General features: G+C 69.0%; 18 protein-coding genes and 2 tRNA genes. 9 read left to right on the plus strand and 11 right to left on the minus strand.

Translation table 11 applies throughout. The features are described 5' to 3' along the window. Positions 1 to 13: 13 nt before the first annotated feature. Complete coding sequence (locus E3O32_RS05220; RefSeq protein WP_134507473.1) at positions 14 to 691, minus strand: IMPACT family protein; 678 nt, start codon at positions 689 to 691, stop codon at positions 14 to 16. A gap of 116 nt (positions 692 to 807) precedes the next feature. Between E3O32_RS05220 and E3O32_RS05225 the strand changes: the two genes are divergently transcribed. Next, positions 808 to 1,326 (plus strand): hypothetical protein, encoded by a 519-nt coding sequence (locus E3O32_RS05225; RefSeq protein WP_134507474.1) that lies wholly within the window; start codon positions 808 to 810, stop codon positions 1,324 to 1,326. A 15-nt stretch (positions 1,327 to 1,341) separates the two neighbouring features. On the opposite strand, the gene E3O32_RS05230 is transcribed toward E3O32_RS05225, so the two are convergent. Then, a tRNA-Gly gene (locus E3O32_RS05230) sits at positions 1,342 to 1,415 on the minus strand. A gap of 167 nt (positions 1,416 to 1,582) precedes the next feature. Between E3O32_RS05230 and E3O32_RS05235 the strand changes: the two genes are divergently transcribed. The 5 genes from E3O32_RS05235 to clpX all read left to right on the plus strand — a co-directional run bounded on the left by E3O32_RS05235 (position 1,583) and on the right by clpX (position 6,052). Next, positions 1,583 to 1,656: transfer RNA gene (locus E3O32_RS05235), tRNA-Pro, on the plus strand. 43 nt (positions 1,657 to 1,699) lie between these two features. After that, positions 1,700 to 3,082, plus strand: a complete 1,383-nt coding sequence (gene tig, locus E3O32_RS05240; RefSeq protein WP_166790781.1) for a trigger factor — start codon at positions 1,700 to 1,702, stop codon at positions 3,080 to 3,082. 203 nt (positions 3,083 to 3,285) lie between these two features. Then, complete coding sequence (locus E3O32_RS05245; protein ID WP_241974585.1) at positions 3,286 to 3,876, plus strand: ATP-dependent Clp protease proteolytic subunit; 591 nt, start codon at positions 3,286 to 3,288, stop codon at positions 3,874 to 3,876. A 16-nt stretch (positions 3,877 to 3,892) separates the two neighbouring features. Further along, positions 3,893 to 4,564 (plus strand): ATP-dependent Clp protease proteolytic subunit, encoded by a 672-nt coding sequence (locus E3O32_RS05250; RefSeq protein ID WP_134507476.1) that lies wholly within the window; start codon positions 3,893 to 3,895, stop codon positions 4,562 to 4,564. 207 nt (positions 4,565 to 4,771) lie between these two features. After that, a complete protein-coding gene (gene clpX, locus E3O32_RS05255; RefSeq protein ID WP_134507477.1) occupies positions 4,772 to 6,052 on the plus strand; it encodes an ATP-dependent Clp protease ATP-binding subunit ClpX in 1,281 nt (426 codons plus the stop codon). Positions 6,053 to 6,179: 127 nt separating this feature from the next. Here the strand turns inward: clpX and E3O32_RS05260 are convergent, their stop codons facing one another. Beyond that, on the minus strand, positions 6,180 to 8,213 hold the full coding sequence (locus E3O32_RS05260) for a M3 family metallopeptidase (protein WP_134507478.1): 2,034 nt from the start codon (positions 8,211 to 8,213) through the stop codon (positions 6,180 to 6,182). Between the two features lie 66 nt (positions 8,214 to 8,279). Here E3O32_RS05260 and E3O32_RS05265 point away from each other — a divergent pair, with 66 nt between their 5' ends. The 3 genes from E3O32_RS05265 to E3O32_RS05275 are packed head-to-tail and all read left to right on the plus strand — an operon-like array spanning position 8,280 to position 11,789. Then, positions 8,280 to 9,122, plus strand: a complete 843-nt coding sequence (locus tag E3O32_RS05265; protein ID WP_134507479.1) for a methyltransferase domain-containing protein — start codon at positions 8,280 to 8,282, stop codon at positions 9,120 to 9,122. Between the two features lie 8 nt (positions 9,123 to 9,130). Continuing rightward, positions 9,131 to 10,555 carry a class I adenylate-forming enzyme family protein gene (locus tag E3O32_RS05270; protein WP_134507480.1) on the plus strand — a complete coding sequence of 475 codons (1,425 nt, stop codon included), beginning with the start codon at positions 9,131 to 9,133 and terminating at the stop codon, positions 10,553 to 10,555. Next, positions 10,536 to 11,789, plus strand: coding sequence for a thiolase family protein (locus E3O32_RS05275; protein ID WP_134507481.1), 1,254 nt, complete (start codon positions 10,536 to 10,538; stop codon positions 11,787 to 11,789). Before E3O32_RS05270 ends, E3O32_RS05275 begins: the two co-directional genes overlap by 20 nt. 20 nt (positions 11,790 to 11,809) lie before the next feature. On the opposite strand, the gene E3O32_RS05280 is transcribed toward E3O32_RS05275, so the two are convergent. From E3O32_RS05280 to E3O32_RS05315, 8 genes are all read right to left on the minus strand, one after another. Further along, positions 11,810 to 13,240 (minus strand): protein kinase domain-containing protein, encoded by a 1,431-nt coding sequence (locus tag E3O32_RS05280; RefSeq protein WP_134507482.1) that lies wholly within the window; start codon positions 13,238 to 13,240, stop codon positions 11,810 to 11,812. A gap of 96 nt (positions 13,241 to 13,336) precedes the next feature. Then, on the minus strand, positions 13,337 to 13,603 hold the full coding sequence (locus E3O32_RS05285; RefSeq protein ID WP_134507483.1) for a hypothetical protein: 267 nt from the start codon (positions 13,601 to 13,603) through the stop codon (positions 13,337 to 13,339). A gap of 1 nt (position 13,604) precedes the next feature. Beyond that, a complete protein-coding gene (locus E3O32_RS05290; protein WP_134507484.1) occupies positions 13,605 to 14,051 on the minus strand; it encodes a GNAT family N-acetyltransferase in 447 nt (148 codons plus the stop codon). Between the two features lie 9 nt (positions 14,052 to 14,060). Then, positions 14,061 to 16,643: a valine--tRNA ligase gene (gene valS / locus E3O32_RS05295; RefSeq protein ID WP_134507485.1), complete on the minus strand. Its 2,583-nt coding sequence runs from the start codon at positions 16,641 to 16,643 to the stop codon at positions 14,061 to 14,063. 133 nt (positions 16,644 to 16,776) lie between these two features. Next, positions 16,777 to 18,486: a dipeptide ABC transporter ATP-binding protein gene (locus tag E3O32_RS05300; RefSeq protein ID WP_166790782.1), complete on the minus strand. Its 1,710-nt coding sequence runs from the start codon at positions 18,484 to 18,486 to the stop codon at positions 16,777 to 16,779. Next, entirely contained in the window at positions 18,483 to 19,346 is an 864-nt protein-coding gene (locus E3O32_RS05305; RefSeq protein ID WP_134507487.1) for an ABC transporter permease, read from the minus strand. The genes E3O32_RS05300 and E3O32_RS05305 overlap by 4 nt, the downstream gene beginning before the upstream one ends. Further along, entirely contained in the window at positions 19,343 to 20,365 is a 1,023-nt protein-coding gene (locus E3O32_RS05310; protein WP_420898095.1) for an ABC transporter permease, read from the minus strand. The genes E3O32_RS05305 and E3O32_RS05310 overlap by 4 nt, the downstream gene beginning before the upstream one ends. Beyond that, a complete protein-coding gene (locus E3O32_RS05315; protein ID WP_134507488.1) occupies positions 20,362 to 22,014 on the minus strand; it encodes an ABC transporter substrate-binding protein in 1,653 nt (550 codons plus the stop codon). The genes E3O32_RS05310 and E3O32_RS05315 overlap by 4 nt, the downstream gene beginning before the upstream one ends. Positions 22,015 to 22,358 lie beyond the last annotated feature (344 nt).

Genomic DNA, 22,358 nt, shown 5'->3' on the forward strand with positions numbered 1-22,358 from the left:
GGACATGACCGTTCTAGGTGCCGCCCGCAATCGCGGCGGGATACGCGACGTCGACCCATTCCTGGCCGAGGGATTCCAGCTGCGCGCTTCCGGCCGTGACGCCGGCGACGACCGCGGCGAGTAGCGCAGCGTCGTCGTGCGCAATCCGCAGCACCGCGTCCTCCCCGTAGTCCGTACCCAGGATGAGCACTCCGCGCTGGCGCAACTCGGCCTCGATTCGACCGGCATCCGTGTGGGACAAAGCGAGCGTGAACAGTTCACGGCGTGCACGCTGCACGACCAACCCGCGGAACCGGGACTCGTCGATCGTGGTCAGAACGGCATCCGAGTAGGCGCGCACGAGGCCGCCGGCACCGAGAAGGGTGCCACCGAAGTAGCGGCTGACGACGGCCGTGCAATCGACGAAGCCGCGCCCGGACAGCGCCTCGAGCATCGGCCGGCCCGCAGTCCCTGACGGTTCTCCGTCGTCATTGGCCCGGCGCACCTGATCGGGAGTGCCGGTCGGACCCAGCACGAATGCCGAGCAGTGGTGGCGTGCGCTCCAATGTTCCTTGCGCGCCTCGTCGACCGCAGCACGCGCGGCATCCTCGGTCTCGGTTCTGACCAGGCGGCAGAGGAACCTGGATCGCTTCACTTCGATCTCGGTGTCAACGCGGTTGCCGACGCCGCCGTGCAAGGTGAGATCAGGCATACGCCTAGTCTCCCGCGTTATCGCATGGTGCGTTTCAGACGGAAGGGGCGAAAACCGACCGCGCGGAGCCGGACCTGCGGTGCTTTACTGACATGAGGAAATCTCAGAGGAGGTGCATGATGAAGACTCAGACTTACCTGGGTACTGACATTGCGGGGATGATGCAGGCCGCGCGGGCGGAAGCGCGCCGCATCATGGAGGCGAACAACGGCGACCTGGTCGCCGATCACAAAGCGATCCTGGACCGGCTGGAAGCGGCCGAACTGATCACCGACGAAGAAGTGCAGACGCTGCTGGACCTCTACAAGCTCGGGTTCGAGGCCGGGGAAGGGAAAGCCGACCCCCAGCGGGCGTTCTTCGAGTCACGGGACGTCTACGGCAAATTGGCCGCCGGCGGCAAAGCCAGCCCCGTCGCGCTGGTCGTCGCGTCGGCCGCCGTCGGGTCGTTCGATATCGCAGTGAATCCTGAAGGAACGACGACGGTCACGATCGCCAAGGTGAGCTACGGCTCCAGCCTTGCGGGTATCGGTGCCGGCATCGGGTCGCTCCTGGGCGGGCCGGCCGGAGGGGTGCTCGGTGGAGCGATCGGCGGCCTCTTGGGCGGGATAGTGGACGACAAGAAGGGTAAGAAGTAACCCGGCCGGCCAATCTGGAGGGGATGACGGGAATCGAACCCGCGCCATCAGTTTGGAAAACTGAGGCTCTACCATTGAGCTACATCCCCAGGCGCGATCTCCCGCGCACTCGATTACTTTAGTACACGTTCCGGGGTGACGGATGCACGGCGGGTCGCTTTCGCGTCCTGACCGTGCAGTAGACTTACCGAGGTCATTCCGCTGGTGCGTGAGCTTTGCGCTCCGAAGGATGACTCCAACGGGTTGAGAAAATATCCGGGGCGTAGCTCAGCTTGGTAGAGCGCTCGGTTTGGGGCCGAGAGGTCGCAGGTTCGAATCCTGTCGCCCCGACAGTCACCCCCCAGAACATCGTTCGAACACAGGAGATACCCACGTGAAGTCCACGGTCGAAAAGCTGAGTCCCACGCGCGCCAAGGTCACCATTGCGGTGACCCCCGAGGAGCTGAAGCCCAGCATCACCCACGCCTACGGGCACATTGCCGAGGACATCAACATCCCCGGTTTCCGCAAGGGCAAGGTTCCGCCGCCCATCATCGACCAGCGCGTCGGAAAGTCCGCCGTGCTCGAGCACGCGGTCAACGAGAGCCTCGACGGTTTCTACCGGAAGGCCGTTGAAGAGCACAAGCTGCGCCCCCTCGGCCGCCCGGAAGCCGACATCGTCGAATGGCCCAGCGACAAGGACTTCTCCGGAGACCTGCTCCTCGCCATCGAGGTCGACGTGCGCCCCGAGATCGACCTTCCCGCCTACGAGGGCCTGAAGCTCACCGTTGACGCCGTCGAGGTGTCCGATGAAGACGTCGCCGAGGAGCTCGACCAGCTGCGCAGCCGTTTCGGCACGCTCGTCACCGTCGACCGCCCCGCCACCACCGGCGACTTCGCCCAGATCGACCTGGTCGCCAGCATCAACGAGCTCGAGGTCGACAACGCGACCGGGATCTCCTACGAGGTCGGCTCCGGCGACTTGATCGACGGCATCGACGAGGCGCTCGACTCCCTCAGCGCCGGCGAGACCACCACCTTCAACTCGAAGCTGATGGGTGGCGACCACGAGGGCGAGACCGCTGAGATCACCGTCAAGGTCATCGCCGTCAAGGAGCGCGAGCTTCCCACCGCCGACGACGACTTCGCGCAGATCGCCAGCGAGTTCGACACCATGGCCGAGCTCACCGAGAGCCTCAAGGCGCAGGTCCTGCGTTCGAAGGCCTTCGGTCAGGGCAGCCAGGCCCGGGAGAAGCTCGTCGAGCAGCTCCTCGCCTCGGTCGAGGTTCCGATCCCGACGTCGATCATCGAAGACGAGGTGCGTCGCCACCTCGAGGGCGAGAACCGCCTCGAGGACGACGAGCACCGCGCCGAGGTGACCGAGTCCAGCGAGAAGACCTTCCGCCAGCAGATCCTGCTCGACACGATCGCCGAGGCCGAGAAGGTCCAGGTCAGCCAGGACGAGCTCACCCAGTACCTGATCCAGGGTGCCAGCCAGTACGGCATGGACCCGAGCGAATTCGTGCAGGCGCTGAGCGGCAACGGTCAGATCCCGTCGATGGTCGCCGAGGTCGCCCGTAACAAGGCCCTCGCGATCGCGCTGGGCAAGGCTGAGGTCGTGGACTCCAACGGGGCGCCGGTCGACCTGTCCGAGTTCGCCGCCGTCGCCGCGAACGACGAGGCCGCCGACGAGGAAGAAACCGAGGATGCCGTCGAGGCACCCGAGGCCGACGCCGCCCCGGCCAAACCGAAGAAGAAGGCCGCAGCAAAGAAGTAGCACGCCACGAGAACGGGGCCGGATGTCACAGACATCCGGCCCCGTTTTTGCGTGTCGCCCCGTCCTTCGTCACTTCAGCGTCCCGGGGGAGCGTCGCGGGGGCGGCGCGCAATCTGCCGAGGGCGAACACGGCCGTTCTCGCGCGTCCGACCCTATAGATTCATTCTGAAGCGACAAGCGAAACGGAGCGCGACATGGCCGATATGGCACCTACACCCGGCGTTTTTGACCGACTGCTGAAAGACCGCATCATCTGGCTCGGTTCAGAGGTTCGGGACGAGAACGCCAACGAGATCTGTGCCAAGATCCTGCTGCTGGCCGCAGAGGACTCTGAGCGGGACATCTTCCTCTACATCAACTCGCCCGGCGGCTCGATCACGGCGGGCATGGCCATCTACGACACGATGAAGTTCGTTCCGAACGACATCGTCACCGTCGGCATCGGCCTGGCCGCGTCGATGGGCCAGTTCCTGTTGTCCTCCGGCACCAAGGGCAAGCGCTACATCACCCCGAACGCACGCGTTCTGCTGCACCAGCCGTCCGGCGGATTCGGTGGCACCGCCGCCGACATCCAGACCCAGGCCAAGGTGATCCTGGACATGAAGAAGCGGATGGCCGAACTCACCGCAGAGCAGACCGGCAAGTCGGTCGAGCAGGTCCTCATCGACAACGACCGCGACAACTGGTTCACCGCCCAAGAGGCCGTGGCATACGGCTTCGTCGACCACCTGCGCGAATTCGCGTCGGATGTGGTCGGCGGCGGCGGCACCGACGACTCAGTGAACAAGAAGTAGGACGGGCAGAAACGACATGGAATTCACGAATTTTGGTCACCAGGCCGGGGGCCGCGCCCCGCAGTCGCCCGAGGCCCGCTACATCCTCCCCACCTTTGAAGAGCGCACCGCCTACGGGTACAAGCGTCAGGACCCCTACGCGAAGCTGTTCGAGGACCGCATCATCTTCCTCGGCGTGCAGGTCGACGACGCGTCCGCCGATGACGTCATGGCCCAGCTCCTCGTGCTGGAGAGCCAGGACCCCGACCGCGACATCGTGATGTACATCAACTCACCGGGTGGTTCCTTCACCGCGATGACGGCGATCTACGACACGATGCAGTACATCCGACCGCACATCCAGACGGTGTGCCTCGGCCAGGCGGCCTCCGCCGCCGCCGTGCTGCTCGCCGGCGGAACGCCCGGAAAGCGCCTCGCGCTTCCGAACGCGCGCATCCTCATCCACCAGCCTTCGGCCGGCGGTCAGGGTGGCGGGCAGGCGTCCGACATCGAAATCCAGGCCGCCGAGATCCAGCGGATGCGTGAGTGGCTGGAATTCACCATCTCCCACCACTCCAACCGCACGGCGGAGCAGGTCCACAAGGACATCGACCGCGACAAGATCCTCGGCGCCCCCGAGGCCCTCGAATACGGCCTGATCGACCAGATCCTGACCAGCCGCAAGAACGTTCCCACGCTCGTCAAGTAGCGCTTCGCAACAATCGCACGTCGAAAACGGCGGATGCCCGGCTGGCTGACAGCCGGGCATCCGCCGTTTTCGGGGCCTCACGGCCGTTTCTCGCCCAGCCGCCGTTATCGCATTTCCACCGGTCCGCACGGCTTGCACACCACAGTCACAGGCACAGGCTAGGCTCAGTTCAGCGTTACCAGCAATACCGATGGAGGAGGCTGACGGATGGCCCGAATAGGCGAGAGTGCCGACCTGTTGAAGTGTTCCTTCTGTGGGAAGAGTCAGAAGCAGGTCCAACAGCTCATTGCCGGTCCCGGTGTGTACATCTGCGACGAGTGCGTCGAACTGTGCAACGAGATCATCGAGGAACGCCTGGCCGAGGCCGGCGCCGAAGAAGGCAACGGTGAGTTCGACCTCCCCAAGCCCAAGGAGATCTTCGGATTCCTCGAGGAATACGTCATCGGGCAGGAAGCCGCCAAGCGCGCCCTCGCCGTAGCCGTCTACAACCACTACAAGCGCGTGCGCGCCCGGGCCACCCTCACCGCCGCCGACGCCATCCACGACGACGTCGAGATCGCCAAGTCCAACATCCTGCTGATCGGCCCGACCGGCTGCGGCAAGACCTACCTCGCCCAGACCCTCGCGAAGCGGCTGAACGTTCCCTTCGCGGTGGCGGATGCGACGGCCCTCACCGAGGCAGGTTACGTCGGTGAAGACGTCGAGAACATCCTGCTCAAGCTGATCCAGGCCGCCGACTACGACGTCAAGCGCGCAGAGACCGGCATCATCTACATCGACGAGATCGACAAGATCGCGCGCAAGGCCGAGAACCCGTCGATCACCCGCGACGTCTCGGGCGAGGGTGTGCAACAGGCGCTGCTGAAGATCCTCGAAGGCACGGTCGCATCGGTTCCGCCGCAGGGCGGCCGCAAGCATCCGCACCAGGAGTTCATCCAGATCGACACGACGAACGTGCTGTTCATCGTGGCCGGCGCCTTCGCGGGCCTCGACGACATCATCTCCACCCGGGCCGGCAAGAAGGGGATCGGTTTCGGCGCTCCGCTGCACAGCAAGGGCGACGACGTCAACCTTTTCAGCGAGGTGCTCCCCGAAGACCTGCACAAGTTCGGTCTGATCCCCGAATTCATCGGCCGGCTGCCGGTCGTCACCACGGTCACCCAGCTCGACCAGGTGGCCCTGATGCAGATCCTCACCGTGCCGCGGAACGCCCTCGTGCGCCAGTACCAGCGCATGTTCGAGCTCGACGGAGTCGAACTCGAATTCGAGCAGCCGGCCCTGGAGGCCATCGCCGACCTGGCGGTGCTCCGCAAGACCGGTGCCCGGGGCCTGCGAGCCATCATGGAAGAGGTGCTCGGGCCGATCATGTTCGAGGTGCCGTCGAGCTCCGAGGTCGCCAGGGTCGTCGTGACCCGGGCCGCCGTGCTCGACAACGCCGAGCCGACCATCGTGCTGCACAAGGCGCGCCGGGTGGACAAGTCCGCCTGAGCCGACGGACCTCGTGGCCCAGCGCTGGGCTCGCGCAGGGCGCAAACTGTTGCCGCAACGGACAACTGTGGCCGGTGTGCGGACAACTGCTGTCCGCACTGGCAACAGTTGCCGGAGCGCGGGGCGGCTAGGTCAGGCCGCGCCGGTCGAGCAAGGGCTGGATGCGGGCGTCCCGGCCGCGGAAGTCCCGGTAGGCCGCCAACTGGTCGGCGCTCCCGCCCACGGCGAGCACGTGCTGGCGGAACCGTTCGCCGTTCTCCCTGCTGAGGCCTCCGTTCTCGGTGAACCAGTCCACCGTGTCAGCGTCGAGCACCTCGCTCCAGATGTAGGAGTAGTAGCCGGCGTCGTAACCGCCGGCGAAGGTGTGCGCGAAGTAGGTGCTCGCGTAGCGGGTGGGCACCGCCTCGTTCGCCAGGCCGGCGGCGGCGAGGGCGGATGCCTCGAACTCCGCGACATCCGTCACCACGGTGTCGGCGTCGATCAGGTGCCAGGCCTGGTCGAGCAGGGCCGCGGCCAGGTACTCGCTGGTGAGGAAGCCCTCATTGAATGTCGCGGAGGCACGGATGCGGTCGACCAGCTCGTGCGGCATGCTCTCGCCGGTCACGGTGTGCTTCGCGAAATTCGCCAGCACCTCCGGCCAGAGCAGCCACATCTCGTTGACCTGGCTGGGAAACTCGACGAAGTCCCGGTAGACGCTGGTGCCGGCGAACTTCGGATAGGTGACCCGGGCGAAAAGACCGTGCAGGGCATGACCGAACTCATGGAACAGGGTCGTCGCTTCGTCGTAGCTGAGCAGGGTCAGCTCACCGGGCGCGGGTTTGGGCACGTTGAGGTTGTTGCAGACCACCGCGGGGGTGCCCAGCAGCTCGGACTGGGAGACGAGGGGGTTCATCCAGGCGCCGCCGCGCTTGGAATCCCGGGTGTACAGGTCGAGGATGTACAGCCCGACGGGGGAGCCGTCGGCCTCGGCGACCTCGAAGAGGCGAGCCTCCGGGTGCCAGGCGACCAGGTCCTCCCGCTCGGTGAACGTCACCCCGTACAGGCTGGTCGCGGCGAAGAACACGCCGTCGTGCAGCACGCGTTCGACGTCGAAGTAGGGCCGCAGGGCCTGGCTGTCCACGTCGAACCGGGCCCGGCGCACCTTCTCGGTGTAGAACGCCCAATCCCAGGCGGCCAGGGTGAAACCGCCGCCCTCACTGTCGATGACCGCCTGCAGGTCGGCCTGCTCGGCCAGCGCGTTCCGGGCAGCGGCCGGCGCAAGCCGTCCGAGCAGGTCGGCGACCGCGTCCGGCGTCTTCGCAGTCTCGTCCGCGGTGACCGCGGATGCGTGGTTGGCGAACCCGAGCAGCCGGGCCCGGGCGGCGCGCAGGGCGGTGATCTCGAGCACCAGGGCCCGGTTGTCGTGAACCCCGCCACGGATGCCGCGGGCACGGGAGGCGGCCAGCAGCCGCTCCCGGACGCCCCGGTTGGTGAGTTGCGCCAGGTAGGGATGGCTGGTGGGAAGCACGAGGGTGATCACGTAGCGTCCGGCCAGCCCGCGGGAGTCGGCCGCCAGGGCCGCCGCCGAGATCTCCCCGGCCGAGAGCCCGTCGAGCTCGGCGACATCGTCGAGCACGAGGGCCAGGTCGTTGGTGTCGGCCAGCAGGTTCTTCTCGAACCGGGTGCCGGCGACACCGAGCCGCGCGTTCAGGTCGCGCAGGATGGCCTTGTCCTCGTCCGACAGGCCGGCCCCGGCGAGCGTGAACTCGGTGAAGTACCGTTCGACCAGATACCGCGACTCCGGGTCCAGGCCCAGCGCATCCCGTTGCTCATGCACGGCGGCGATGCGGGCGAAGAGCGCGGGGCCGAGCCGGATGGCGTCGGCGTGCGCGGCGAGCAGCGGCGCCAGCTCCTCCTCGAGCGCGTTGGTGAAGTCGCTCGAGTGCGACGAGCTCAGGTTGAAGAAGACCTCCGCCACCCGGCTGAACGCCTGGCCGCTGCGTTCGAGGGGCAGCAGGGTGTTCTCAAAGGTCGGCGGTTCCGGATTCGCTCCGATGGCCGCCACCTCGGCTCGCTGCTCCGCCATGCCCTCGAGGAAGGCGGGGCGGTAATGCTCCTCGGTGATCTCCGCGAACGGGGGAAGCCGGAACGGGAGCGTGCTCGGGCGCGAGAAGGGATTCATCGATTCACCATGAAACAAACCTAGTTCGACCGACACCGGTTCCGCTTCCGTGCGTAGGCTCAGGGCATGACCGACCAGCGCGACCAGCCCGAACGCCCCGAGACCGCACCGCGCGACCACTACACGCACGGTCACCACGAAAGCGTGCTCCGCTCGCACACCTGGCGCACCGTGGCGAACTCGGCGGCCTACCTCATCCCGCACCTCCACCCCGGATCAACCCTCCTCGACGTGGGCTGCGGGCCCGGCACCATCACGGTCGACCTGGCCCGGCGCCTCTCACCCGGCCAGGTCACCGGCATCGACGCCGCGGAGGAGATCATCCACCGCGCGGCCGGGCTCGCCTTCGACGAGGGGGTGCGCAACGTGGTCTTCCAGGTCGGCGACGTCTACGCCCTCGACTTCCCGGACGAGTCCTTCGATATCGTGCACGCCCACCAGGTGCTGCAACATGTCGCCAACCCGGTGGCGGCGATGAAGGAGATCCGGCGGGTGCTCAGACCCGGCGGGGTGTTCGCGGCGCGGGACGTCGACTACGGCGGGGTGATGATGCATCCCAAGCTGCCCGGCCTGTTGCTGTGGATGACTGCCTACCGTGACGTGCACTATTGGAACGGCGGCGACCCCGACGCGGGGCGGGCGCTGAAGGCCTGGGCCCGGCAGGCCGGATTCACCAGTGTCGCCAGCAGCGCGTCGATCTGGTGCTTCGCCTCGGACGCCGAACGCGAGTGGTGGGGAGAGTCGTGGGCCGTGCGCGCCACCGAATCCGCATTCGCGGCGCACGCGATCGAGGTCGGCGCGGCCGACCTCGCCGACCTGCGACAGATCGCGGCGGCCTGGCGGCAGTGGGCGGCCGACCCCGACGGCTGGTTCGGGATGCCGCACGGCGAGATCCTCGCCCGGAAGTAACATCAAGGGTGCCCTTCCTGGATCAGCTGAACCACTGGGCCCGGCACCAGCCGGGCGCGACGGCCGTCGAGGTCGGCGCCGACCGGCTCAGCTTCGCCGGACTCGCGGCCCGGGCGACCGGCGCGCTGCCCGAGGAGACCGACCGGGCGTTCATCACCGCCATCAGCCTGCCCAACGGCATCGACTTCGCCGTCGCCCTCACCGCCGGGATCGCCGGCGACGGCGCCGTCGCCGTGCTCGACCCGGGCTGGCCGGTCGCCCAGCGGGAGACCGTCACAGAACGGCTGGCCGCCGAGGGCGCTCGGTGGCAGCCGCGGTCCCGGCCCGGTTCCGTCCCGGCCCTGGCCGACGGGCGCCCCGGCTCGGTCTTCCTCTACGGATTCACCTCCGGAACCACCTCCCTGCCCAAGGCGTTCACCCGCACCCGCGAATCCTGGCGACGCTCCTTCGAAGCCGGCACCGACTACTTCGGGCTGACCCGGCACGACCGCACGCTCGCGCCGGGACCGTTGTCGTCCAGTCTCACCCTGTATGCCCTGGCCGAGTCCCTGCACGCCGGCGCCACGTTCGTCACCCTGCCGGAATTCGACCTGGCCGCCGCCCTCGCCTGCGTCGCCGACCGGGAGATCACCCGGCTCGTGCTGGTGCCCACCGTGCTGCGCCTGCTCGCCGAACGCGGCCTGGCCGGCGGGGTGGACGGCCGGGGGCTGACCAGCATCATCAGCGCCGGCGCCCGGCTGGATCCGGCCACCCTGGCCGCCGCACGACGGTTCGCGTCCAACGCGACCATCCACGAGTACTACGGGGCTGCCGAGCTCAGTTTCATCGCCGCATCGACGGTGCGCCCGGGGGAGGCGCCCGGAACGGACGTCACGGCCGTCGGCCGCGCGTTCCCCGGAGTCTCCCTGAGCATCAGGGACGAGACCGGGCGGGAACTGCCCCGGAACGAAACCGGCACGATCTTCGTGCGCAGCGACCTGGTCGGCAACGGCTATGCCTGGGGCGACGACGGCGAGGCCTTCCGCCGCGACGGCGACTGGTGCACGGTCGGCGACCTCGGCTTCCTCGACCGGGACGACGTGCTGCACTTCCGGAACCGTCGGGCGGACATGATCGTCACCTCCGGCCAGAACGTCTACCCGCAGGAGGTGGAGGCGGCCCTGCAGGGCCTGTCCGGCGTCACATCCGTCGTCGCGGTCGGGGTGCCGGATGCCCGCCGGGGCTCCCGGCTCGTCGTGGCGGTCCTCGGCGGTCCCGAGGTCGACGCGGCCGTACTGCGCCGGGCCGTCGCCGCCTCGCTCGCCGAAGCGAAACGGCCACGGTCCTACTACCGGCTCAAGGCGATGCCCCTCACCCCCAGCGGCAAACTCAACCGCAGCATCCTTGCCCGCTGGATCACCGAGGGAGACCCGCGTGTCACCGCACTGGACTGATTCTGCCCGGCCCGACGCTGCCGGGCCTGGCCACGCCCGGCCGGGCGCCGACCGTGAGCCGGTCGTCCTCCTCGGCCGCCGCACCGCCTTCGGCCGGGTGAACGGCGCTCTGGCGACGCTCACCGCCGACCGGTTGCTCGCGCCGGTGCTGGCCAGGCTGCTGGCCGACGCGGGCGTCGCCCCGGAGACGGTCGACGATGTCATCATCGGCAACGCGGTCGGCGGCGGCGGCAACGTGGCACGCCTCGCCCTCCTGCGCGCAGGCCTGCCCGTGACGGTGCCGGGCCTGACCGTCGATCGCCAGTGCGGCTCCGGCCTCGAGGCCATCGTCCTGGCCTGCCGGCTCATCGCCGCGGGCGCCGGTGACATCTATCTGGCCGGCGGCGTGGAGAGTTGCAGCACGGCGCCGCTCCGGGCCCACCGGCTCTCGTCGACGCCAGGGCACCCCGACTTCTTCGACCGGGTGCGGTTCTCGCCCGACGAGGTCGGCGACCCCGAGATGGGCGTCGCCGCCGAGAATGTGGCCGACCGGTTCGGCATCACCCGGGAGCGACAGGACGCGTTCGCACTCCGCAGCCACCGGCTGGCCATCATGGCCGGCGCGTCAGGGAAGCTGGCCGAGGAGATCGTCGCCCTGGCCACCGAGGCCGGCCGGGTCGATGCCGACGAGGGCCCGCGGCCCCGCCTCACGGCCGGCCTGTTGAGCCGGTTCGGTCCGGCCTTCCGGGCAGGCGGGACCGTCACCGCCGGCAACTCCTGCGCAGACGCCGACGGGGCCGTCGCGGTGCTGGTGACCAGCCGGCGGACCGCGGATGCCCTCGGCCTCGGCGGTGGGCTGCGATTCGTCGATTCCGCGGTGACGGGCACGAACCCGGACGTCCTCGGCATCGCCGGCGGCGAGGCGGCCCGGCTGGTGCTCTCCCGGCAGGGGATTGGGGCAGCGGACCTGTCCCGGATCGAATTCACTGAGGCCTTCGCGGCCCAGGTGCTGGCGTCGCTGGATCTCCTCGGTGTTGCGGAGGAGCGCGCCAATCTGCAGGGCGGGGCGCTGGCTGTCGGCCATCCGTTCGGCGCGAGCGGCGCGCTGCTGGTGCTCGGCCTGCTGCGGCAGTGCCGGGCCGCGGCCTCGCCGGGAGAACTCGGCCTCACGGCCGTGAGCATCGCCGGGGGACTGGGCGTCGCGGCGCTCTGGGCCTGGGACGACACGGGTGGTGCCGCGCGGCGGGACCGGTAGCCGGCGAGACGAGCCGCGGTTCAGCCTGGGGTCGGAATAGCGGTCGCTCCGGCCTTCATCGAACGTCGGGTCTCCAAGCGCAGTTCCATCTCGCTCATGACGATGGCCGCGAGGTCCCCGAGGGTGGCAAGTTCCTGTTCCGTGGCCAGGCGCGGTTCGAAGTCGAGCACGCACAGCGTGCCGAGGTTGTGTCCGTCGCGGGTGCGCAGGGGCACTCCGGCGTAGAACTGCAGGCCGAAATCGTCGGCAACAAGGGGGTTCGCCAGTGTCCGTGGGTCGAACCGGGCATCTTCCACGACCCAGGGCAGGTCATCCATGATGGCCGACGCACAGAGCCCGGGGTGCCTGTCGATATTGTCTATCTCGAGTCCGTGGTGGGACGTGAACCAGATCTGATCGTGATCGACGATGGTGACGAGAGCGACTGGAACCGAGAATACCCGGGCGGCAATCGCCGTGATCCGGTCGAATGCCCCGTCGGCCGGTGCCTCAGGCAGCCGGTAGCGCGCTACCGCGAGCATCCGGGCCTCCTCGGTCGACGGCTCGGGATCGGTGCCGACGCCCCTGTGCCGGCCGGTCTCGGACGCCACCAGCTGGCGCAGCGCCGGGACCAGATCGTGGATGGACGGGCGGTCTTTCGGGTTGCGGGCGGTCATGGCCGCCAGGAGGGCCCGCCATTCCGGGGCGAGGCCGTGCGGAATGGGCGGATCGTTTCGCAGCCGGGCCAGCGCTGACTGGATCGGGTCGCCGGGAAAGGCGACGGTGCGGGTGAAACACTCGAGGAGCACGAGACCCAGCGAGTAGATGTCGCTGGCCGACCCCAGGTTCTGACCGCGCGCCTGTTCGGGGCTGAGGTAGGCGGCCGTGCCCGTCGTGACGGTGTCCGTGTCACCGCCCGGGGCGGCGCCGACCAGGGCGATGCCGAAGTCGGTCAGCTTCGCACGGTACCGTGCGCTGCCCTGGTTGTAGTCCACCAGCAGAATGTTCGCCGGCTTGACGTCTCGATGCACGACGCCCCGATGGTGAATGTACTGCAGGCCCTCGGCCAGGTCGAAGCCGATGTGCGCTATCTGGCGAGGAGTGAGCGGACCGCGCTCGAGCTTGACCTTGAGATCGGCGCCCGTGACAAGTTCCATGACGAGGTAGACGCGCGGCCGGGCGGCATCCGTTCGGTCGACGCCCGCGTCGAGCAGGGTGACGAGACTGTGGTGATTGAGGCTCGCGAGGAGGTTCACCTCGTCTTCCTGCAGCCGGATGTCCTTCTCGCTCGTTGCCGACGCGTCGAAGACCTTGACGGCGACGTCGCGACCCAGCGATTCGTCCGTGGCGCGAAAGACCGAGCCCTTGCCGCCGCGGCCGATCAGTTCCTGCAACCGGTATCGTCCGCGCAGTCGCGGGGCGCCGGCCTCGGCGACCTCAGGCGAGCGCCCCGACGTGGTGATGACATCCATGAGAGAGCCTTCGTGTCGTGCCGCCGTCACCACAGGCGGTGCGGCGAGTCCACTTACTAGACGTAGCTCGATGTCGATATGTCACGCCGGTGACTCTTAGATCCAGTCCTCGTCGTCCTCGACCGTCACGGCAGGCTGGGTGATGGTGGCGCTGTCTTCCCCCGGGTTGTACCGGATGACGGTGCCGTCGTCGAGTTCGAGCACCGGCTGGGCCTCCAGCCAGGTCAGCGTCCAGCGCCAGCCGCTGTTGTCCTCGCCTAGGGCGGCGAGTTCCTCCTCGACCGCCTGGATGGCGATCTCGACCACGTGCGGCAGCCCCGTCGGAACCGGTCCGCCGAGTGGGAAGCGGTTTCCCAGCTGCACTCTAGAGCTCTATCTCGTAGGTGACCCAGTCGGTGCGGGTGGCGACATCGTCGTAGAGACGCTGGGCCTCAACGTTGTCGGCAGCCGTGATCCACGCCAGGGTGCTGAGGTGGTGCTCGGTGGCGTATTGCTTCGCGAACTCGATCAGGGCACGTCCCACCCCGGTGCTGCGCGACTCTGGGACCACGAACAGGTCGTCCAGGTAGAGTCCGCGGGTTGCGCTGAGCGTGTTGGGCACCTCGCGATAGTGGGCGAAGCCGATGAAGTCACCCTCGTCATTGACGGCGACCGCCCCGGCCAGCACGTGGTTCTTGTCGATGATCCAGCTCCAGACCTGGAGCGCCTTCTCATCGGTCAGCGCGCTCTTGTAGAACTCGCTGTAGCCCTCGAAGAGGCCTAACCACGAGAAAAAGTCCTTGTCGCCCAGTGTTCGTACCTTGACTGACATCCGGTTCTCCTAACTCTCTGGCACCGTGTCGAGCACGATATCAGTGACAGCCAATTCGCTGCCATCGACAAAAACCAATTCCGAGATACGACCAACGGCCCGCAGATCATCGGAAGCCTGCGCGAGCAGGGCAACCTCAGCGGCCGTTCCGCTAATTACAGCAGATGCGACGGCAGATTTCTGGGATGCTTTCGCATCGGTCTTGGCGCGCCGGATGCCGGTGAGCGCCCGGCTGGCCAAATCGAGCAGGGCGACGTTGCCGGCACTGCCCGCGGCGAGCTCGGCCTGGCTCGGCCACGGCGCTCGGTGCACCGAGCCGTCGTTGGACCAGGACCAGGCTTCCTCCGTGGCGAACGGCACGAACGGCGCGAACAGGCGCAGCAGGGTGGCGAGGGCCGTGCGGAGCGCGGCGACGGCCGACGCCTGGCCGGCGCCGCTCTCGCCGTAGGCGCGTTCCTTGACCAGCTCGAGGTAGTCGTCGCAGAAGGTCCAGAAGAAACTCTCGGTGAGTTCGAGCGCGCGGGCGTGGTCGTAACCCTCGAACGCGGCCGTGGCCTGGCCGACGACCACGCTCAGCCGGGCGAGCATGCTCTGGTCGATCGGCTCGGTCACCGGGGCGTCCGCGGCGCCGTCGAAGCCGAGGATGAACTTCGACGCGTTCAGGATCTTGATCGCGAGGCGACGGCCGATCTTGATCTGGGTCGGGTTCTTCGGGTCGAACGCGGCATCCGTGCCCAGGCGCGACGACGCGGCCCAGTAGCGCACCGCGTCGGAGCCGTGCTGCTCGAGCATGTCGGCCGGGGTCACCACGTTGCCCTTGGACTTGGACATCTTCTTACGGTCGGGGTCGACGATGAAGCCCGACAGCGCCGCGTGCTGCCACGGTGACACGCCGTGCTCGAGTTCGGCGCGGAGCAGGGTGGAGAACAGCCAGGTGCGGATGATGTCCTGACCCTGCGGGCGGAGCGAGTACGGGTAGACGAGATCGAACAGTTCGGGGTCGCGTTCCCAACCTCCGGCGAGCTGCGGGGTGAGCGATGACGTGGCCCAGGTGTCCATCACGTCGACCTCGCCGACGAAACCGTTCGCGGCCCCGCGCTGGTCGGCGCTGTAGCCGGGGGCGGTGTCGGACGACGGGTCGACCGGGAGCAGGTCGCGGGTGGCCACGATCGGCTGGTCGAAGACCGGGTTGGCGTCGGCATCCAGCGGGTACCAGACAGGAAGGGGGACGCCGAAGAAGCGCTGGCGGGAGACGAGCCAGTCGCCGGTGAGGCCGTTGACCCAGTTCTCGTAGCGCACGCGCATGAATTCGGGGTGCCACTGCAGGTCGGCGCCGTGGGAGATGAGGCGGGAGCGCAGGGCCTCGTCGCGGGCACCGTTGCGGATGTACCACTGGCGGGTCGACACGATCTCGAGCGGCTTGTCGCCCTTCTCGAAGAATTTGACCGGGTGCACGATCGGTTTGGGCTCGCCGATCATGTCGCCGCTCGCGCGGAGCAGTTCCACGACGGCCTGCTTGGCGGAGAAGACCGTCTTGCCGGCCAGCTGGGCGTAGGCGGCACGGCCGGCCTCGCTCACGATGACGTCGGGGGCCTCGGCGATGATCCGGCCGTCGAAGCCCATGATCGCGCGGTTGGGCAGGTCGAGTTCGCGCCACCAGACCACGTCGGTCACGTCGCCGAAGGTGCAGATCATCGCGATTCCGCTGCCCTTGTCCTTCTGGGCGAGGTGGTGCGCCAGGATCGGCACCTCCACGTCGAAGAGCGGGGTGCGCACAACGGTGCCGAAGAGCGCCTTGTACCGTTCGTCGTCGGGGTGCGCGACGAGGGCCACGCAGGCGGGCAGCAGCTCGGGGCGGGTGGTTTCGATCTCGATGGTGCTCTCGTCGGGCTTCCGGAACGACACCCGGTGGTAGGCGGCGGGCATCTCCTTGTCTTCGAGCTCGGCCTGGGCCACGGCGGTGCGGAAGGTCACGTCCCAGAGGGTCGGCGCCATTGCCTGGTAGGCCTCGCCGCGCTCCACGTTGCCGAGGAACGCGAGCTGGGAGGTGATCAGCGAATCGTGGCCGATCGTGCGGTAGGTCTGGGTCCAGTCGACGCTCAGGCCGAGGGTGCGCCAGAGGGCCTCGAACTGCTTCTCGTCCTCGATGGTGAGGCGCTCGCACAGCTCGATGAAGTTGCGGCGGCTGATCGGGAGCTGGTCGGCGGCCTTGCTGCTCTTGCCGTCGCCGCCCTCGAACGGCGGGGTGAAGTCGTCCGCGTAGGGGAGGGAGGGGTCGCAGCGCACGCCGTAGTAGTTCTGCACCCGGCGTTCGGTGGGCAGGCCGTTGTCGTCCCAGCCCATCGGGTAGAACACGTCGCGGCCGCGCATCCGCTGGAACCGGGCGATGACGTCGGTGTGGGTGTAGGAGAACACATGGCCGATGTGCAGCGAGCCGGAGGCGGTCGGCGGCGGGGTGTCGATGGAGAAGATGTTCGCGCGGCTGGCGGAGCCCCGGTCGAACCGGTAGGTGCCGGAGTCTTCCCAGTTGCCGCCCCACTTGGTTTCGAGACCCTCGAGGGCCGGTTTGTCCGGAACGCTGGCGGCGGTCATGTTTCTCCGTTTGTCTATGTGCGGCACCGAGTCGTTGGTGAGGTGCCTGAGTATTGGGCCTCACCCAATCTACCGGATGCCCTGTTCCCCGCCGATTCCGGCGGTGCCCGAGTGTTCGAGTGCGGCCTCCGGCTCAGCCCAGGCGGGGGACCGCGGCGAGCAGGGACTGCGTGTACGGATGCCGCGGCGCCGTGAAAACCTGCGCCGTGTCCCCGGTCTCCACGATCGTGCCGTCCAGCATCACCGCGACCTGGTCGCTGGCGTGCCGGATCACCCCCAGGTCGTGGGAGATGAGGAGCAGGCTGAGGCCTCGCTCCCGCTGCAGTTCGTCGAGGAGATCGAGCACCTGGGCCTGCACCGTCACGTCGAGGGATGACACCGGTTCGTCGCAGACCAGGATCTGCGGCTCCGAGGCCAGCGCCCGCGCGATGCCGACCCGCTGGCGCTGGCCGCCGGAGAGCGACAGCGGGCGCCTGCTCAGGAGCGTCGCCGGAAGCGACACCTGGTCGAGCAGCTCGAGCACCCTGGCCCGGTCGCGGGCGGCGTTCCCCGCCTGGCGGGCGGCGTGGCGCGCGCCCCGCACGGCGTCGCGCAGCACCGCGTCGACGCTCAGCCGAGGGTCGAAGGAGCTGAGGGCATCCTGGTAGATCGCGCCGAGCTCCGGGCGCAGGCGCCGGCGCTGCCGCTCGGTGACGGCGCTGAACGGGCGACCGAGCACCCGCACCTCACCCGCATCCGGTCGGCTGAGGGCCAGCAACAGACGCGCCGTCGTGGTCTTGCCCGAACCGGACTCGCCGACCAGACCGAGGGTGGTGCCGCGAAGGAGCCGGAGGGAGACCCCGTCCACCGCCCGCTGCTCGCTGCCGTCCGGCCTCCGGAAGGTCTTGACGAGTCCGGACGCCTCCAGCACGAGCTCGGCCGGAGCCGGGGCCGACGCCGACGCCGACGCCGGGGCAGAAGCCGGGGCATCCGCCCGGCCTTCTGGGGAGGACAGCCGGGTGCCGCGCGGCTTGTCGATCGGAATCGCGGCGATCATCCGCCGGGTCTGCTCATGCTTCGGCGAGGCGAGCAGCCTCGCGGCCGGCCCGCGTTCCACGATCCGACCGGCGCTCATCACCGCGATCCGGTCGGCGATCCGGCCCACCACGGCGAGATCATGACTGATCAGCAGGATGGCCGTCCCATGCCGTTTGAGGCTCTCCAGCAGGTCGAGGATCTGCGCCTGCACCGTCACGTCGAGTGCCGTGGTCGGTTCGTCGATCAGCAGCAGGGGCGGGTCGAGGGCGATCGCGGAGGCGATCAGCGCGCGCTGCCGCTGCCCGCCGGACAACTCGCCCGAACGCTGCCTCACCCGGGTGCGGCCGTCGGGCAGCCCCACCCGCTCGAGCACCTCCTGCACCCTGGTCCGCCGCGCCGCGCGATCGAGGGTGGTGTGCAGCCGGAGCGAATCGGCGATCTCGCGGCCGATCGGTCGCAACGGGTCGAGGGAGACGAGTGCGTCCTGCAGCACCAGGCCGACGTCCCGGCCGCGCCGCCGCCGCCACTGCGCGTCGGAGAGGCCGAGCACGTCGCTCCCGTTGATCTCCAGTTCGGCGGCCTGCAGCCAGGCGTCGTCGCCGGCCAGGCCGATCAGGCTCCGGGCGGTGACGCTCTTGCCGGAGCCGGACTCGCCGACCAGCGCCAGGCATTCGCCGGGGGCGATGTCGAAGGAGACCCCGGCGACGACCGGATCGGTCCCCGGCTGCCCGCCGAACCCCACCGCGAGGTCCCGCACGCGGAGCATCGAGACGAGCGGCGGGGTCACCGCGGCACGGCGGGCGGCGGGACCGGTTCCCTGGCTCATGCGTGCCTCAATCGTCGTTCGAGGGCGCGCCCCAGGCTCGTCGCGGTGACCGCGGTGAGCACGATGAACAGCCCGGGGAAGAAGGCCATCCACCAGGCCGACGTGATGTAGGTGCGCCCGGCCGAGAGCATGGCACCCCATTCGGCGGCCGGTGGGGCTGCGCCGAGCCCGAGGTAGCTCAGGGCCGACGCCCAGACCACGGCCTGCCCGATGCCGAGGGTGCCCAGCACGAACAGCGGCGCCAGGGTGTTCGGCAGGATGTGCCGCACCAGGATCTGCCGGCGGCCGCGGCCGAGCACGGTGGCCGCCTCCACGAACGCCGAGGACCGCACCGAGATGAGCTGGCCCCGGATGATGCGGGCATAGCCGGGCGCCGTCGCCAGCCCCACCGCCACGGTCGCCGTCTGTGTTCCGGGCCCGAAGACCAGGATAACGAGCAGTGCCAGCAGCAGTCCGGGGAACGCGAACAGCACCTCGAGGAACCGATTGACGGTGAAATCGACGACCCGGCCGAGCATCCCGGCCATGGTTCCGAGCACTATCCCCAGGCCGAGCCCGATCGCCGTGGCCAGGATGCCGATGACCAGGGAGCCTCCGGTGCCGTGGCTGACCCGGGTAAAGATGTCCCGGCCGGACTCGTCGGTGCCGAACCAGTGCGCGAGATTCGGCGGCTGGAAGGCCGACAACGGGTCGATGGCGAGCGGGTCTCCCGGTGCGAGAATGGAGGGCGCGACCGCGGCCACGACGAGGAACAACGCGAACGCCGCGGCGAGGGCCTCGGCCACGCCGATCCGGCGGCGGCGCGGCTCCCGGGCGCGCGCCTGGCGGCCGAGGTCGGCCTGGATCTCGAGGTCGCTCATCGCCGGCGCAATCGCGGGTCGGCGATCCACTGGGCCAGGTCGGTGAGGACGGTCATCAGGATGTACCCGACGGCGACGATCATCACCACCCCGATCACGACGGGCACGTCGCGCACGGTGACCGCGTTGAGCATCGTGCGGCCGAGGCCGGGCCGGGCGAAGATGGTCTCCACCACGACTGCGCCGCTGATCAGGGAGCCGAAGGCCCAGCCGGAGAGGCTGATCGCCGGCAGCGACGCGTGCCGGAGGGCATGGATCCAGCGCACGCCGCGATCGCCCTCGCCTCGGGCTCTCGCCGAGAGCACGAACGGCGACTCGAGCGCGGTGAGCAGGGACTCGCGCATGATCTGGCCGAGGAACCCGGCCAGGGGGACGGCGAGGGTGAGCACGGGCAGCACGAGGCCGGCCGGGCCCGGGGTGCTGATCGGCGGCAACCACCCCAGCCAGACGCTGAACAGCACGATCAGCGCGGTAGCCAGCCAGAAGTGGGGCAGCGCCGCCGCGACGATCTCCAGTCCGGAGCCGAGGTACCAGGCGAAGCGCCCGCCGCGGGTCGACCAGGTGGCGAGCACGAGCGCGAACAGCCAGGCGACGACGAGCGCGAGTGCCGCCAGCAGCAGGGTCCCGCCGAGCTGGCCGACCAGGAGCGGGGCGACATCCTGCCTGAGCGCGTAGGACCGGCCGAGGTCGCCGGTTGCCAGCCGGCCCAACTGGGCCAGGTACTGAACGACGACGGGCTGGTCGAGACCGTACCGGGCCCGTACCGCGGCCAGTGCCTCCGGCGACGTCTGCGAGCCCGGACCGCCGAGGATGGCCTCGGCCGGGTCGCCGGGGATCAGCCTGATCGCGAAGAAGGTGATCGTGGCCACCGCCCAGAGCACGAACACCGCCCCGGCCAGGCGGGCGGCGAGCAGCCCGGGCAGCGTCCGGCGGAGAGCGCGCCGTGGGCGTGCCCGAACCGGCCGGGCGGAGCGGGGTGCTCCATCCGGCCTCAGCGAACCCGCCGCCGCGTCGGTCACTCGGCGGGGAGCCAGGCGTCGTAGAACGTGGGAGTGGACACGGTCGGCATCGCGCGGGCCCCGGAGACGCGGGAGCTCAGCAGGTAGTGGTTCTGCTGGTCGTAGAGCGGCAGGAGGTAGAAACCCTCCAGGACCTTATTCTGCACGTCCGTGTAGAGGGCGGCGCGCTTGCCGGCATCCGTCACGGTGGCGGCCTCGGCGAGCAGCGCGTCGACCGCGGGGTCGTTCACCTGCGCGTGGTTGGCGAAGTAACCGCTGGGGGCAGGGACGATGCCGGCGGAGTCGAAGAGGATGCGCAGCACGTCAGGGCCGACCTTGGTGTACGGGGCGCTGACGGCGTCGTAGCCGTTCTCGCCGAGAGCCGTGTACCAGCTGGAGAGGTCCATCGGGGTGAGCACCACGTCGAAGCCGGTCTTCTTCGCGGTCGCCTGGAGCTGCTCGAACAGCGACTGCTCGGCGGGGATGGACTGGTTCGTGCTCACCGGGAACTGCACGGTCAGGCGCGCGCCGTCCTTCACCCGGTAGCCGGCCGAGTCGCGGGCCGTCCAGCCGGCCGAGTCGAGCAGCTTGTCGGCTGCTCTGGCGTCGTAGCCGAACAGGTCAGGCCGCTGCACGGCGGTGGCCTCCACGCTGGAGAGCGCGGAGTACGACCGCGTGGCGGTGCCCTGGAAGAGGCTGCTGACGGCATCGTCCACGTTGGCCGAGCGGATGAAGGCCTCCCGCACGAGGGGGTCGTTGAACGGCGGCCGGGACGAGTTCAGTTCGATCCGGTTCGAGGCTCCGGGCCGGGGCGCGTCGAGGTGGGTGATCGTGTCACCCTTCTCCGCCTGGACGATCGTGTCGGGCTGGGCGTTGTCGATCACGTCGACGTCACCGGCCTGCAGGGCCGCGAAGCGCGACGCCGAGTCGGGGATGAACCGCCAGATGATTTTGGCCAGGTACGCCGGGCCGGTGTGGTCCGCGTCGGCGGGCGGCGACGTGTAGCCGGCGTTGCGCACGAGCACGACCGAGTCCTGCTTCTCCCAGCTCTCCACCTGGAACGGGCCGGTGCCGACCGGGGCGGCGCAGTTCTCGTCCACGCCCCGGGCCAGGCCCGTCGGGGACTCGATCGCCAGCCACGGCTGGGTCAGCGATTCGAGGAGGGCGCCGTCCGGTTGGCTCAGGACGAATCTCACCACGTTCGCCGAGACGGCCTCGGTGCTCGCAACCTTCGCCAACGCCAGGTAGCCGGTCGAGGAGCCGGTCTTCGGGTCCCGCAGGTGCGCCACGTTTGCCTGCACGGCGGCCGCGTCGAGCGGGGTCCCATCCGTGAACGTCACGCCGTCCTTGAGGGTGAACTCCCAGGCGAGCCCGTCGGGGCTCTCCGTCCAGGACTTCGCCAGCCACGGGATGATCTGGCCGTTGGAGTCCCGGGAGACCAGCGACTCCAGGTACTGCGTGCTGACCAGGGCCTGCGGGTAATTGCCGCCGACGTGCGGGTCCAGGCAGGTCGGTTCGGCGTCTCCCGACGCGTAACTGAGCGTGCCGCCCTTCACCGGGGTGCCGCCGGCGTCGGTGCCGGGGGAGGCCGTGCACGAGGTGAGGAGGAGGGCGGCGGCCAGGACGGCCCCGATGACGGCCGGACGATGTGAATGGACCGAGGAATGCATGCGGTGATCTCTTTCCACGGCAGGGAACGGCCGAGTGTGCTGGTCGGGGAGCGGACCCGTGGTGGGCCGCCAGTGTCTCATCGTAAAACATCCGGTGGCGGCCGGGAATTCCACCCGGCGGATGCGGCAGGCTAGAATTACGTACGCATGACTATGATCCGGCCATCACCGGTGAGTCTTCGGAAGAACGGCCCTCCGGGGCCTGGTAGAACCGAACGGGTCGGGCCCGTCACAGCCTCTGAACAAGCGGTCGCCCGCTCACCCGGGCGGCAAGCGAGGTGGTACCGCGGCGGATCCCTTTCGGAGTCGGCGTCCTCGTGGAACAGGGCAGGCCTGCCTCACGC

The organism is Cryobacterium mannosilyticum (assembly GCF_004402705.1).
Taxonomy (GTDB): domain Bacteria; phylum Actinomycetota; class Actinomycetes; order Actinomycetales; family Microbacteriaceae; genus Cryobacterium; species Cryobacterium mannosilyticum.

Bases quoted from the DNA above. Each gene is read 5' to 3' on its own strand.
- clpX (WP_134507477.1), top strand. From the start codon at position 4,772: ATGGCCCGAATAGGCGAGAGTGCCGACCTGTTGAAGTGTTCCTTCTGT.
- E3O32_RS05290 (WP_134507484.1), bottom strand. From the start codon at position 14,051: ATGTCAGTCAAGGTACGAACACTGGGCGACAAGGACTTTTTCTCGTGG.
- E3O32_RS05245 (WP_241974585.1), top strand. From the start codon at position 3,286: ATGGCACCTACACCCGGCGTTTTTGACCGACTGCTGAAAGACCGCATC.
- E3O32_RS05220 (WP_134507473.1), bottom strand. From the start codon at position 691: ATGCCTGATCTCACCTTGCACGGCGGCGTCGGCAACCGCGTTGACACC.
- E3O32_RS05315 (WP_134507488.1), bottom strand. From the start codon at position 22,014: ATGCATTCCTCGGTCCATTCACATCGTCCGGCCGTCATCGGGGCCGTC.
- E3O32_RS05250 (WP_134507476.1), top strand. From the start codon at position 3,893: ATGGAATTCACGAATTTTGGTCACCAGGCCGGGGGCCGCGCCCCGCAG.
- E3O32_RS05260 (WP_134507478.1), bottom strand. From the start codon at position 8,213: ATGAATCCCTTCTCGCGCCCGAGCACGCTCCCGTTCCGGCTTCCCCCG.
- E3O32_RS05305 (WP_134507487.1), bottom strand. From the start codon at position 19,346: ATGAGCGACCTCGAGATCCAGGCCGACCTCGGCCGCCAGGCGCGCGCC.
- E3O32_RS05280 (WP_134507482.1), bottom strand. From the start codon at position 13,240: ATGGATGTCATCACCACGTCGGGGCGCTCGCCTGAGGTCGCCGAGGCC.
- E3O32_RS05225 (WP_134507474.1), top strand. From the start codon at position 808: ATGATGAAGACTCAGACTTACCTGGGTACTGACATTGCGGGGATGATG.
- valS (WP_134507485.1), bottom strand. From the start codon at position 16,643: ATGACCGCCGCCAGCGTTCCGGACAAACCGGCCCTCGAGGGTCTCGAA.
- E3O32_RS05300 (WP_166790782.1), bottom strand. From the start codon at position 18,486: ATGAGCCAGGGAACCGGTCCCGCCGCCCGCCGTGCCGCGGTGACCCCG.
- E3O32_RS05265 (WP_134507479.1), top strand. From the start codon at position 8,280: ATGACCGACCAGCGCGACCAGCCCGAACGCCCCGAGACCGCACCGCGC.